This is a genomic window from Pseudoalteromonas sp. Scap06 (genome assembly GCF_013394165.1).
Lineage (GTDB): Bacteria > Pseudomonadota > Gammaproteobacteria > Enterobacterales > Alteromonadaceae > Pseudoalteromonas.
This window is the reverse complement of sequence record NZ_CP041330.1, coordinates 2,467,962-2,481,131: the sequence shown is the minus strand read 5'-3', so window position 1 is coordinate 2,481,131 and position 13,170 is coordinate 2,467,962. Positions and strand designations below refer to the sequence as shown.

At 40.5% G+C, this 13,170-nt stretch carries 11 protein-coding genes; all 11 read left to right on the top strand.

Features of this window, described 5'->3' with window-relative positions; all coding sequences use genetic code 11:
- Positions 1-73: 73 nt before the first annotated feature.
- The 11 genes from FLM47_RS11535 (at position 74) to fliD (ending at position 13,164) form a co-directional block, all read left to right on the top strand.
- A complete protein-coding gene (locus FLM47_RS11535) occupies positions 74-817 on the top strand; it encodes a flagellar basal body rod protein FlgF (RefSeq protein ID WP_131691416.1) in 744 nt (247 codons plus the stop codon).
- A 21-nt stretch (positions 818-838) separates the two neighbouring features.
- On the top strand, positions 839-1,627 hold the full coding sequence (flgG, locus tag FLM47_RS11530) for a flagellar basal-body rod protein FlgG (protein ID WP_010387879.1): 789 nt from the start codon (positions 839-841) through the stop codon (positions 1,625-1,627).
- A gap of 14 nt (positions 1,628-1,641) precedes the next feature.
- Positions 1,642-2,325: a flagellar basal body L-ring protein FlgH gene (gene flgH, locus FLM47_RS11525; protein WP_010387881.1), complete on the top strand. Its 684-nt coding sequence runs from the start codon at positions 1,642-1,644 to the stop codon at positions 2,323-2,325.
- 12 nt (positions 2,326-2,337) lie between these two features.
- On the top strand, positions 2,338-3,432 hold the full coding sequence (locus tag FLM47_RS11520) for a flagellar basal body P-ring protein FlgI (protein ID WP_178956427.1): 1,095 nt from the start codon (positions 2,338-2,340) through the stop codon (positions 3,430-3,432).
- Between the two features lie 135 nt (positions 3,433-3,567).
- Positions 3,568-4,563 carry a flagellar assembly peptidoglycan hydrolase FlgJ gene (gene flgJ / locus FLM47_RS11515; protein ID WP_178956426.1) on the top strand — a complete coding sequence of 332 codons (996 nt, stop codon included), beginning with the start codon at positions 3,568-3,570 and terminating at the stop codon, positions 4,561-4,563.
- Position 4,564: 1 nt separating this feature from the next.
- Positions 4,565-6,571 carry a flagellar hook-associated protein FlgK gene (gene flgK / locus FLM47_RS11510; protein ID WP_178956425.1) on the top strand — a complete coding sequence of 669 codons (2,007 nt, stop codon included), beginning with the start codon at positions 4,565-4,567 and terminating at the stop codon, positions 6,569-6,571.
- Positions 6,572-6,573: 2 nt separating this feature from the next.
- Positions 6,574-7,833, top strand: a complete 1,260-nt coding sequence (gene flgL, locus FLM47_RS11505; RefSeq protein WP_138605275.1) for a flagellar hook-associated protein FlgL — start codon at positions 6,574-6,576, stop codon at positions 7,831-7,833.
- Positions 7,834-8,108: 275 nt separating this feature from the next.
- On the top strand, positions 8,109-9,557 hold the full coding sequence (locus tag FLM47_RS11500) for a flagellin (protein WP_138605276.1): 1,449 nt from the start codon (positions 8,109-8,111) through the stop codon (positions 9,555-9,557).
- 217 nt (positions 9,558-9,774) lie between these two features.
- On the top strand, positions 9,775-11,223 hold the full coding sequence (locus FLM47_RS11495; RefSeq protein WP_138605277.1) for a flagellin: 1,449 nt from the start codon (positions 9,775-9,777) through the stop codon (positions 11,221-11,223).
- A gap of 100 nt (positions 11,224-11,323) precedes the next feature.
- A complete protein-coding gene (locus tag FLM47_RS11490) occupies positions 11,324-11,710 on the top strand; it encodes a flagellar protein FlaG (protein WP_138570524.1) in 387 nt (128 codons plus the stop codon).
- A gap of 29 nt (positions 11,711-11,739) precedes the next feature.
- Entirely contained in the window at positions 11,740-13,164 is a 1,425-nt protein-coding gene (fliD, locus tag FLM47_RS11485) for a flagellar filament capping protein FliD (RefSeq protein ID WP_138605279.1), read from the top strand.
- Positions 13,165-13,170 lie beyond the last annotated feature (6 nt).

The following is a 13,170-nucleotide window of genomic DNA, read 5'->3' as shown; positions in this document are numbered from 1 at the left end:
TATTCATGCTTTAATTTAATTTGGCACTTATATTGCATTTACTCATATATAGATTTCTTAATGAGTCGATGTTATGGATAAAATGGTCTACATAGCCGCATCTGGCGCTAAACAAAGCATGCAAGGGCTTGCTCTTAAAGCCAATAATTTGGCAAATGCAAACACCACTGGGTTTAAATCTGATTTTGCGCAAGCGCGCTCAATGCAGGCTTTCGGTGAAGGTTTGCCGACTCGTGTTTTTGCTATGCAAGAGCGTCCAGGATCAAACATGACATCGGGCGGTGTTGTCGAAACAGGTCGCAGCCTTGATATTGCTATGAGCGATAACGCCTGGTTGAGTGTTCAGGACGCCTCTGGTAATGAAGCTTATACAAAAGTGGGTTCGTTAAATATAACGGCTGAAGGTATGCTAACTACCAGCGACGGTCGTCAAGTTATTGGCGAAGGTGGGCCAGTCATATTACCTGTACCGATTGAAAAAATTGAATTTAGCAAAGATGGCACTATTCAAGTTCGCCCTCAAGGTGCACCGGCTAACTTTTTAGAAGAAGTTGATCGCCTAAAAGTGGTTGATGCAAACAACGCCACGCTTGAGAAGGGTAACGATGGTTTATTTAGAGCTAAACCAGGCGAAATAGTTGAAACATCAGCCAATGTACAAGTATTAGGTGGCACATTAGAAAAATCGAATGTAAATCCTGTGCATGAAATGGTCGATATGATCAGTCACCAACGCCAATTTGAATTACAAGTAAAACTGATGAAAACAGCTGAAGAGATTGACGAACGTCAAGAGCAGCTGATGCGCATCGTTTAACTTTAACGTGAGGGTATTATTATGAATCCAGCATTATGGATAAGTAAAACAGGGCTTGACGCTCAACAAACTGATATATCGGTTATATCAAATAACTTAGCGAACGCCAGTACAGTAGGTTACAAAAAAAGCCGCGCTATTTTTGAAGACTTGCTTTACCAAAATATTAATCAACCAGGCGGTCGATCATCGCAAGATACCGAAATGCCGTCAGGCTTAATGCTCGGTGCGGGTACTAAAGTAGTAGCTAACCAAAAAAACTTTTCGCAAGGTAATATGCTCACTACTGAAAATTCATTGGATTGGATGATTTCTGGTCCTGGGTTTTTTGAAGTACTGCAACCAGATGGCAATATTGCATATTCGCGAAACGGCCAATTTACTACTGACGGCGACGGGCGTGTTGTGACCTCGGGTGCTGGTTATGTTGTTCAGCCTGAAATGAATGTACCTGACGATGCACAGTCGATCACCGTATCTCAAGATGGTGAAGTGTCAGTTCGCGTAAAAGGTCAGGCCGAAAACGTGGTTATTGGTCAGATCACGATTAGTGATTTTATTAATCCGTCTGGCCTTGAGCCTATAGGGCAAAACTTATATACCGAAACCGCTGTAAGTGGTGCGCCTGTTCAAGGTAATCCGGGGGTTGAAGGTTTAGGTACGATTATTCAAGGTTCACTTGAAACATCAAATGTAAATGTGACCGAAGAGTTAGTTAATTTGATTGAAACGCAGCGCGTTTATGAGATGAACTCAAAAGTGATCTCAGCCGTTGATGAAATGATGAGTTATATCAATCAACAGTTATAGTTTTGGGGGATTGTATGCGTAATATTATGTTATTTACAGTAGGGACTTTACTATTAAGTGGTTGTGTAGCTACACAAAATAATGAGGTAGTACAAGACGATCCCTATTATGCACCTATGTATCCAGAGCCTAATATGGAGCCAGTAGTCGCAACCGGCTCTTTGTTCAGTACTCAATTATCGAATGATCTTTATGCCGATAAAAAAGCACTGCGAACAGGCGATATCATTACTGTTAAATTACAAGAGTCAACCCAAGCGACTAAAGCAGCTAAAACAGAAACGGATAAAGAAACCGATGCCAGCCTCGACCCTGTGATTGGCTTAGGTGGTTTACCGGTAAATATTGGCGGCGATAGCATTCAATTTGGTATTGGCAGTGACTCCTCATTTAAAGGTGACTCAAAATCAAATCAATCAAATAGCTTAGTTGGCGATATTTCGGTTAACGTAATGCGAGTACTACCAAATGGTAATTTAGTGATTCGCGGTGAAAAATGGCTAACGTTAAACACCGGTGAAGAATTTATTCGCTTAGAAGGGTTAGTGCGTCCACAAGATGTCAATGCCGATAATACCGTTGAGTCTAATCGAATTGCGAATGCGCGTATTCAGTACTCAGGTAAGGGCCAAACACAAGAGGCACAAAGCCCAGGTTGGTTAACGCGTTTCTTTAGTAGCTCATTGTTTCCCTTTTAGAGGACATTCGACATGAATGGTTTTAAAGTTTTTTGTTTTATGGTGCTACTAGGCTGGCAATTTACTGCCAGTGCTGAGCGAATTAAAGATGTGTCTATGGTCGAAGGGGTGCGCTCAAACCAATTAGTGGGCTATGGCTTAGTTGTTGGTTTACCAGGCACCGGTGAGCAAAGCCGTTTTACCGAGCAAAGCTTTAAAGGCATGCTTAATAGTTTTGGTATTACGTTACCTTCTAGTTTAAAGCCAAAAATTAAAAATGTTGCAGCGGTTGCTGTTCATGCTGAACTCCCCCCATTTAGAAAGCCAGGGCAAACCATAGATATAACTGTATCATCGATTGGCAGCGCAGGCAGCTTGCGCGGTGGCACATTACTACAAACATTCTTAAAAGGGGTTGATGGTAATGTTTACGCCATCGCTCAAGGCAGTTTAATTGTAGGTGGCTTAGGCGCTGAAGGCCTTGATGGTAGTCGCGTTGTGATTAATACGCCAACGGTAGGACGTGTACCAAATGGTGCAACCGTTGAACGTGCTGTTAAAAGCCCATTTATGCAAAACGACTATATTACCTTTAATTTAAACCGTCCTGATTTTACTACTGCTAAACGTTTAGAGAAAACCATTAATGATTTAATTGGTCCAAATAGCGCTCAAGCACTCGATGCAGCTTCTATTCGCGTTATTGCACCTCGTGATGCCTCGCAGCGCGTATCGTACTTATCAACTCTTGAAAACTTAGAATTTAAACCAGCGGATACTTCGGCAAAAATAATTGTTAACTCACGTACCGGCACCATTGTTATAGGTAAAAATGTAAAATTACAACCTGCGGCAATTACCCACGGTGGTTTAACAGTAACGATTGCGGAACAACAAAATGTAGCGCAGCCAAATCCTTTAGCAGAGGGTGAAACCGTGGTTACTCAGCAAAGTATTATTGATGTTGATCAGGATGACTCACGCGCTTTTGTATTTGACCCTGGTGTAAGTCTTGATGACTTAGTACGTGCAATTAATGAAGTTGGCGCTGCCCCTGGCGATTTAATGGCGATTCTTGAAGCACTTAAAGAAGCTGGTGCAATTAACGGTCAGCTTGTTGTAATTTAACCTTTAAAAAACACCGTTTAATATTTTATTGCGGTGTTTTTTACTTTTTTTTCCTGCTTACTCCCACCTTTGAAAATCTCGCTGGCTCAATTATTGCATTATCTAGATATTATTAATTATTGTGTCAAAAAGCTGATGGAAACAAATCATCTAGATAAGCAAAACTTTTTTGATTTAGGCAACTTAGACTCTTTGCGTCGAGATGCTTTAAACAGCGGTGACGCATCAACCGATGCATCTAAAGCGGCGTTAAAAAAAGCGGCGGCACAATTTGAAGCTATATTCACCCAAATGCTGCTTAAAAGTATGCGTAAAGCCAATGAGGCTTTCGAAGATAAAGAAAGCCCGTTTAATGCTAGTGGCGTTAAGTTTTTTGAAGAAATGCACGACCAACAAATGGCCACAGAGCTTTCATCAAATGGCTCTTTGGGTCTTGCAGATTTAATTGTGCAGCAATTATCGCCAGATGGAAAAAACTTTATGCCAGGCTCTGTTCTTCGCACAACGTCAGATTTCTTTAGTGACCAACGTGCGGGTAGCACCTTACCTCATCAAGAAAATCAAAAGGTCACTGAAAAAGTGCCGCTCGTTGATTCAACTGAAAAAAGCGAACAAAACATAGCGTCTGGCACATTTGAAAGTGCTGAGGAATTTGTGAGCACAGTGTGGGAACACGCAAAAACAGCGGCTAAAAAAATTGGTTTAAATCCGGCGGTTATGGTCGCACAAGCGGCATTAGAAACTGGCTGGGGTAAACATATTATTAGTAAAGGTGATGGTAATAGCTCAAACAATTTATTCAATATTAAGTCAGATAAAAGTTGGCAGGGTGAAAAGGCCAGTAAGGTCACTTTAGAATTTGAACAAGGTGCTGCAGTTAAAAAGCAAGCAAGCTTTAGAGCGTATGACTCGATAAAAGATAGCGTGAATGATTTTGTGGATTTTTTAACACAGAACCCGCGCTATCAAGATGCATTAAACAATACGGCAAAGCCGCATAAATTTTTAGACTCTTTACAGCAAGCTGGTTATGCAACCGACCCTAATTATGCAGACAAAATAAAAAGAGTGCTGAACAGTAACGAATTGAAGAATATCGCCACAAGCGTGATCCGCCAGGGAGTAGAGTAACATGTCGTTTAATTTATTAAACATTGCTAATTCAGGAATAAGAGCAAACTCTGAGTTATTGCAAACGACAAGTAAAAACATCGCAAATGTTAATACCGAAGGGTATGTACGTGAGCGCACCGAGTTTACCACCATGATTGATAATCAGGTAGGCCGTGGCCAAACGTACCGGTTATTGAATGAGTTTGCGCAAAAGCAATTAAATCGAGATACTTCAAATAAAAGTTTTTTTGATCAATTTGTTAGTGAAGCGAGTCGGGTTGATCAAATTTTTTCAGAAAAATCAAACAGCTTATCAACTAGTATCAACTCAATGTTTAATAACGTGCAAGAAGCCCTTAATCAACCTTCATCAACGGTTGCTCGTTCATTGGTGATGAGTGATGCACAAAACCTGATTGACCAAATGGATCGGCTTGCAGGTATCGTATCAGAGCAAAAAGCAGTGGTTAATGAGCAATTAGAGATTTTTTCAGAAGAGGCGAATACGTTAATCGAAAGTATTAGTTCGTTGAACCAAGAAATTGCGGGTGTTCATGGTACCAAAAACGAAGCTGATGCGAGCTCTGCTTATAATGAGCGTGATAAAGCAATACGTGATTTATCTGAGCTAATTGATATAGAAACACTTGATGGCCCTAATGGTGAAAAACAAGTGTTTATGGGCACAGGCGAAGCCGTTGTTATGCAAAATGGGTCATTTAACTTGTTTTCGATTAGTGGCGATCCTGATGCTAACTTTAAAGAGCTACGCTTAGATGTAAATGGCGGTAAGGCTGTGCCACTCGATATAGACCCTACTAAACTCAAAGGTAAAATTGGCGGTTTATTAGCATTTAGAGACGATATTTTGGTGCCGGCACAAAATCAAATTGGCCAGATGGGTATTGCGCTTGCTGATTCGTTTAATCAGCAAAATCGTTTAGGTATGGATGCAAACGGTGAACTCGGAGGGGATATTTTTGATATCCCAACAGTCAGTGCTTTTGTTTATCAAGCCAATACCGGAACAGCTAATATGTCAGCAACCGTTGAGGCTGGTAAAGGCAGTGAACTGCCAGCCAGTGATTTTGTGATCACCTATACGGGTAATCCTAACGAAGTAAGTATTCAGCCAATTGATAATAAAGGTGAACCTTTAGGTGCAGCCTCTTTAGCAATTATTCCACCCAGTGGCATTATCGACTCAGCTGCTATTACTAGCGGAGAGGCGTTTGGCTTAGAGCTTAATATAACGGGAGCTGGTAATGCCGGTGACCAATTTCAGGTAAAACTTAACAGTGGCGCGGCTGGCAATATATCGCTGACAACAGGTCGAGGTGAGGACATTGCATTGGCCTCCCCAATTAGAACAGCAGACGGCCTTGATAATACAGGTACAGGGACTATTTCACCGGGTAATGTTACCGATGTAACCACTGGCAGCTTTAGTAATCCTTTGGGTTTAGCAAATGGCCCTATTAGCATTGTTAAAACAGCCAATGCTAACGAATATCAACTTACTGATGGTAATGGCACAACTACGTTTACAGTTACACCGCCTGCTAACAATATACTCGCTCAAGCCGGTGCACCATACGATGGTTATGGTTTTGACTTTAATATTGAAGGCGTACCAGCAATGGGCGATACCTTTAATTTAGAATTTAATGAAGGCGGTTTTGATGATAACCGCAACGGCCAAAAACTTGCTGACTTACAGAATACCGATTTAGTACGTCAAAATGTAGTAGCGAGCGCATCAGCTGATAATCATAAAACATTGAATCAGGCCTATGCTGGATTAGTCACCGATGTTGGTGTGGTAACCAGTCAAGCAAAAACCAATGGTGCTGCATTTGATGCTTTAGCACAACAATCAGAAGCCTGGTACGAATCGTTGTCGGGCGTAAACTTAGATGAAGAGGCGGCTAATTTGCTGCGCTTCCAGCAATCCTATGCTGCTTCTGCACAAGTATTAACTGCAGCGAGAGCTATTTTTGACACCTTATTGAGTGCGGCGAGGTAATTATGCGTTTATCAAATAATTTAATGTATCAAAATAACATTAATAAAATACTTGAGAATCAACAAAATGTAGCTGGTGCGCAGGAGCGCGTTAATACAGGTCAAAAATATTTGAGTACCTCTGAAAACCCTGCTGCTATTTCGCAAGGTATGTTGTACACCAATAAAATAGAAACTAATGAGCAGCTGACGAAGAATATTAATCAGCTAAAAGGGCGTTTAGAAACCGAAGAAAGTTTATTGCAAGGTATGAACGACACTATTTTAGAAGCGCAAATGTTAACTATACGAGCGGGCAATGGTTCGTTAGATAAAGGTGATTTGGCTTCAGTTGCCAGTGAACTAAAAGAATTGCAAAAATCACTGCTTAATTTAATGAATAGTCAATCTGAAGGAGGGAAATACCTTTTCTCTGGCTATCAAGACGATATTCAAACTTATACATTTAATAGCACCAATGGCAAATACGAATATCAAGGCGATCAAGGCCAACACGAAGTGACGATCGCAAAAGGCGTTGAGATCAAATCAAGCGATAATGGCTTCAATGTATTTGAACGAGTTGATGCGCGACTCGATGTAGTTTCAAACGATGGAACGCCAACAGGCGGCATTACCGCTGGAACTGTTTATGTTGAAAACCAAGGCGAGTTTGACCGTTTTCATAAAGATAATTATAACTCAGATCCAGATCCGCTTATTTCTCCAACGATCAATACCTATAATGTTAATGTGATCCCTGGGGCGACCCCTTCAGCGCCAGATCAATATGAAATATTACGTGATGGTAATCCTCTTGTACCACCCGTTACGGGTGAAGTAACCGATGAACCGATTGAATTTGCAGGTATGGAAATTCAACTTGAGGGGGCAGCACCAGGACAGCTTGATTTTACTCTTGAAAAACCAGGCAAAGAAAATGTACTTAATACGCTAGAAGATTTGATCATTAGCCTAAATGACGAACAACTTGATGAAACGCAAATTAACCAAGCATTATCTGATGGTTTAATTCAGCTTAAAAATGCTAGTGAGCAAATTGTGTTTACTCAGGCTGGTTTAGGTGGGCGTATGAATGTAGTTGAGCGTGTTACCGACTCAAACAGTGCTCTAGATATTAATAATCAAGAAAACAGATCTAGCCTAATTGAGATTGATGCCGCTGAAGCCATCAGCGATCTCACTAAACATGAGTCTGGTTTACAGGCTTCACAAGCGACTTTTGGTCGCTTGGCTAAACTTTCATTATTTGATTATTTATAAATACCATCCAAGGCAGGTTATTACTATACGAGAAAAGTAGGTAATAACTTGCCTTAACGAAGCGGCAAAAAACTGTCACCCCCCTTTTTTCTCCTGTCAAAAAAATGCTAACTTCTGATTTTAAGTATCAATAAACGCTATTTATTTATTAAAAAACAGTTATTTAACTATTTTTTATTAGTTGGCACAACTAATGCATTCAACTGGTTATAGAAAGTGTGGTTTTTGCTTAAATATTTTGAACCACATTCTGATTGAAACTAGGAGATGGTAAAATGGCTTTAAGCGTAAATACAAATGTTGCATCACTTAATGGGCAACGCAATCTATCTAAATCTAGCATGGCACTTGAAACTTCAATGCAGAGACTATCATCTGGTTTGCGTATTAATAGCGCAAAAGACGATGCTGCAGGTTTACAAATTGCCAACCGACTAACGTCTCAGGTTAATGGCCTAACGGTTGCTCAGCGTAATGCCAATGATGGTATTTCTATGGCGCAAACTGCTGAAGGTGCGATGCAAGAGTCAGCAAACATTTTACAACGTATGCGTGACTTATCACTGCAATCAGCCAATGGGTCAAACAGTGCAGTTGACCGTGCATCACTGCAAAAAGAAGTAGCAGCCCTGCAACAAGAGCTTACTCGAATTGCAGACACTACCAAATTTGGTGGAACCAGCTTACTTGACGGTACATTTGGTACAAAACAATTCCAAGTAGGTGCAAATGCGAATGAAACCATTAATGTAAGCTTACGTAATGTAGCAGCAGACTCAATTGGTGCGCATGAAATTAAAGGACCTGGCAACGCCGCAGATGCAAATACTAAGCTTGGCGATGTACAAACTGTTAACTTAGCAACAAATCATGGTACAAGTGCGGACACGGTTAATATTAACGGTACAGATATTGTTATTGCTGGTGGTTCTGGTGCGGCTGTTATTGCAGATACTATCAACAAGTCAGGCGCCGGTGTGGTTGCAGAGGCTAAAATTGATACCACTTTTGCTGGGATCACATCGGACAGTAAAGGTGTGATTGAAATTAAGAAAAATGGCTTAGTTGAGAAGTCATTTGACTTAGGCAATTATGGTGGTGAGATGGAGCGATTAACAAATGACATGCAACAAGCAGGTTATGATGCCATTTACGACCCTGCAACTGAAGAGATTGCTTTTAAAGCCACAGATGTTGATGGTATTGATATCACAGGCACTGATCAAAGTGGCTTTACTATAGGTGGAACTGCAGTAACCAGCACAGCGAACTCATTTAGTGTGTCCGCAGAGCTAAATTTATCATCAGCGAATAAAATAGGTATTTCAGGGACCACTGCGAATGAATTATTTGGTACAGGGGCTGCTGCAATACAATCATCAGGCGGTACTAGTTCATTAACAAGTATTGAGAGTGTTGATATTTCAGGCGCGACTTCAGATGGTGCGCAAGACGCGATTAAAGCAATTGATGCAGCATTAGCGCAAATTGATGCTCAACGAGCTGACTTAGGTGCGGTGCAAAACCGCTTTGGTTTTACTATTGCCAACCTTGCTAACGTATCTGAAAACGTATCGGCTTCGCGTAGCCGTATTCAAGACACTGATTATGCGCTTGAAACTGCAACGTTGACTAAAAATCAAATCATGCAACAGGCAGGTACTACTATCTTGTCGCAAGCAAACCAGTTACCACAGGCTGCATTAAGCTTGTTAGGTGGTTAATAATAATTAAAATTAAAAAAGCCAAGTATTTATACTTGGCTTTTTTGTTTGTATTTCAATCAACTAAAAGTTTTTACTGTTTTTTTAAAAAAAAAGCTAAAGGTAATTTTATAACAGCCGTTAACTTAATTAGAACGGAGCTTGAACAGGTTTTTATTGTGATGGCTCTTGGTTAAAATCAATTAGTTACATTACGAAAGTAATCAGGAGTTATAACATGGCTTTATCAGTAAATACTAACGTTGCATCAATAAATGCACAAAGAAACTTATCAAAATCTAGCGATGCGTTAGGCACATCAATGCAACGTCTTTCATCTGGTATGAAAATTAACAGCGCGAAAGATGATGCGGCTGGTCTACAAATTGCTAACCGTCTATCTTCACAAATTAATGGTTTAGGTGTTGCTCAGCGAAACGCTAATGACGGTATCTCAATGTCGCAAACCGCTGAGGGTGCGATGACAGAGTCATCAAATATTCTACAACGTATGCGTGACTTAGCACTACAATCAGCGAATGGTTCAAATGATGCTGATGCACGTGCGGCCCTTCAAAAAGAGGTAGGCGCATTACAACAAGAATTAACGCGTATTGCAGAAACTACTAAATTCGGTGGTACTAGCTTATTAGATGGTTCATTTGGTACTAAGCAGTTCCAAGTGGGTTCAAACGCTAATGAAACAATCAACGTAAGCCTTCGTGACGTATCTGCTGATGCTATCGGTGCGAATGAAATCAAAGGTGCGGCAACATCGACAGTTTCTGCGCTTGGGGATGTTCAAACGGTTAACCTAGCCGGTAATATTGTAACTTCAGCAGATACATTAAGTATCAATGGCACAGATGTATCTGTTGGTGCTAACCAAGGTGCGGCAACAATTGCTGATACAATAAATTCATCTGGTTCTGGTGTAAATGCCGAAGCTAAACTTGAAACTACAATTGGTGCTATCAAAGCTGGAAGTTCATCAGTAATTGAGATTAAAAAGGGTGCCACTGCAGTTGATTCATATGACCTAGGTGACTTTGGTGGTGATATGGCGCGTCTTGCTAATGAGATGCAAGCTGATGGTTATGATGCTGTTTTTGATGAAGCTAAAGATGAAATTACGTTTAAAGCGACAAATATCGATGGTATTGATGTTACTGGCGCTGGCGATACAAGTGCTTTCACTATCGGTGGTCAAGCTGTTGCTAGCACCGCAGGTTCGCTCAGCGTTTCAGCAGAGCTTAACTTAAGCTCTGCAGATAAAATTGGTATATCTGGTACGAGCGCAAATGAACTGTTTGGTAAAGGTGCTGCAGGTGCTGATATTGCATCTACAGGTGGTACAAGTGAGTTAACTTCAGTTGAGTCTGTGGATATCTCAGGTGCGACTTCAGCTGGTGCGCAAGATGCGATTAAAGCAATCGATGCTGCTCTTGCTCAGATTGATGCACAGCGTGCAGATTTAGGTGCGGTACAAAACCGCTTTGGCTTTACCATAGCAAACCTTTCAAACGTATCAGAAAACGTATCAGCTTCTAAAAGCCGTATACAAGATACCGATTACGCTGCAGAAACAGCTAAGCTAACGAAAAACCAGATTATGCAACAGGCTGGTACAACAATCTTAGCTCAGTCTAACCAGTTACCGCAGGCAGCACTTAGCTTATTAGGTTAATTTAACAATAAGCTCTATACTTTAACTACTAAGGAAGGGGTAACCCTTCCTTTCTTGTATAGGTATAAAGCTTTATATCGCTTTATAGTAGGAGCGAATTATGGAAACGCAAAGTTTAAATCTAAACATCAACTCAGCTCAAAAAGGTGAGGTTACCTCAAGTTATCAAGCCCCATCTCAAGTTAAGCAAAATGTTGATGAACAGAAGAATACAACCACCCCTACTGCTGCAAGTAGAAACGAAGTCTCTGAAACTGAGTTATCACCTGAAAAGCTAGAAAAGGTGGTACAGCAATTGCAGGATTTTATGGGTGAAATGAACCGCAGTCTTCAATTTAAAGTAGACGAAGACTCTGGCCGTAATGTAATCAAGGTTATCGATAAAGAGAGTGGTGACTTAGTTAAGCAATATCCGTCAGAAGAAGTATTAGGTATAGTGGCCAAATTAGCAGAAGCCACGGGCGTATTGGTTGATTTTAAAGTTTAGTATTTCAGTAATTTAAGAGGGCAACAATTATGGCTATTTCATTTACAGGTATAGGTTCAGGACTTCAAGTAAACGAAATTGTAAGTGCTTTAGTCAATGCTGAGAAGTCCCCTTATCAAGCTCGAGTAACAAAACAGCAAGCTAATTTCACGACTGATATATCTGCTGTTGGAACACTAAAAGCGTCTTTAGAGGAGCTGAATGGCTCATTGGAGTCACTATCCTCTGTTGAGGAGTTTCAAAAGAGAACAATTAGTGGCAGTGATGATTTTGTTACTTTAAGTTCTGAAAAAGATGCACAAACCAATAATTACTCAATTAAAGTTAATAGTTTGGCCGAAAACCATAAGCTAACATCAGATGCTATAGCTGGCGATGAAGCTGTGGGTGAGGGTAAGCTAACGATCAGCTCTGGTTCTAACAGTTTTGATATTACTGTGTCAGATACAGCAAAGCTTGCCGATATTCGTGATGCGATTAATGATTCAGTTGATAATGACTCGGTAAACGCCACCATTATCACTGATGACACCGGTCAGCGATTGGTATTGTCGAGTAAAGAAACCGGCGCGGAAAATGCTATAAAAATAGTAGTCGATGATGCTGGTGACGGTGGCAATACGGATCTTTTAGGTTTATCTCGTTTGGCGTATGATAGTGATACGACTTCAACAACGTATGCCGAAAATTTAAATGAGGTAACTGCAGCAACCGATGCTTCTATCACTATAGATGGTACGCTTGTGGCTTCAAGCAGTACTAATGAGTTTAAAGATGTTATTGAAGGCGTCACCATTAATGCAAAAAAAATGCATGGCACTGACGATGATTTAAGTAAAGCTGTTATAACTGAAAATAACAAAAATATTACAACAGGTTTGAACTCATTTGTAGACAAATTTAATGCCTTTATTGATTTATCGAAACAGCTGGGACGCTCAAGTGCTGAAGAGGGCGTAGGGGCGCTTGCCGGAGACTCTTTATTAAGAGGGTCTGTTAATCAGGTGCGCTCATTGTTAACTTCAGAATTTAGTACGGGAAATGGTAACACTGATTTTTTAGCTAATTTTGGTATTAGAACGGAGCGCTCTGGTAAATTAAGTATTGATTCTGACGCATTAAAAGCTGCGATAGAAAAGGATCCTCAAGCCTTACAAACCTTTTTTGTAGGTGAAAAAGATAAAGGCGGTTTTGTTGCACAGCTTGATACTGTTATTAAGGGTTATACGGCTTCTGATGGTATTATTAGTTCACGTATAGAAGGTCGTGAATCACAGCTTTCTAAACTAGAAACTGATGTAGAAAAATTTAATATTCGTATGGCCAAATATGAAGAACGATTATATAGCCAATACAATGCAATGGATTTATTAGTGGCCAATTTAAATTCAACAGGCAGCTATTTACAACAACAATTAGCTAACCTACCAGGGGTGGTTAAGAAATCAAGTTAAGCGGAG

Excerpts from the sequence above, each read along its gene's own strand:
- FLM47_RS11535 (WP_131691416.1), top strand. The coding sequence starts at position 74 with ATGGATAAAATGGTCTACATAGCCGCATCTGGCGCTAAACAAAGCATG.
- flgG (WP_010387879.1), top strand. The coding sequence starts at position 839 with ATGAATCCAGCATTATGGATAAGTAAAACAGGGCTTGACGCTCAACAA.
- flgH (WP_010387881.1), top strand. The coding sequence starts at position 1,642 with ATGCGTAATATTATGTTATTTACAGTAGGGACTTTACTATTAAGTGGT.
- FLM47_RS11520 (WP_178956427.1), top strand. The coding sequence starts at position 2,338 with ATGAATGGTTTTAAAGTTTTTTGTTTTATGGTGCTACTAGGCTGGCAA.
- flgJ (WP_178956426.1), top strand. The coding sequence starts at position 3,568 with ATGGAAACAAATCATCTAGATAAGCAAAACTTTTTTGATTTAGGCAAC.
- flgK (WP_178956425.1), top strand. The coding sequence starts at position 4,565 with ATGTCGTTTAATTTATTAAACATTGCTAATTCAGGAATAAGAGCAAAC.
- flgL (WP_138605275.1), top strand. The coding sequence starts at position 6,574 with ATGCGTTTATCAAATAATTTAATGTATCAAAATAACATTAATAAAATA.
- FLM47_RS11500 (WP_138605276.1), top strand. The coding sequence starts at position 8,109 with ATGGCTTTAAGCGTAAATACAAATGTTGCATCACTTAATGGGCAACGC.
- FLM47_RS11495 (WP_138605277.1), top strand. The coding sequence starts at position 9,775 with ATGGCTTTATCAGTAAATACTAACGTTGCATCAATAAATGCACAAAGA.
- FLM47_RS11490 (WP_138570524.1), top strand. The coding sequence starts at position 11,324 with ATGGAAACGCAAAGTTTAAATCTAAACATCAACTCAGCTCAAAAAGGT.
- fliD (WP_138605279.1), top strand. The coding sequence starts at position 11,740 with ATGGCTATTTCATTTACAGGTATAGGTTCAGGACTTCAAGTAAACGAA.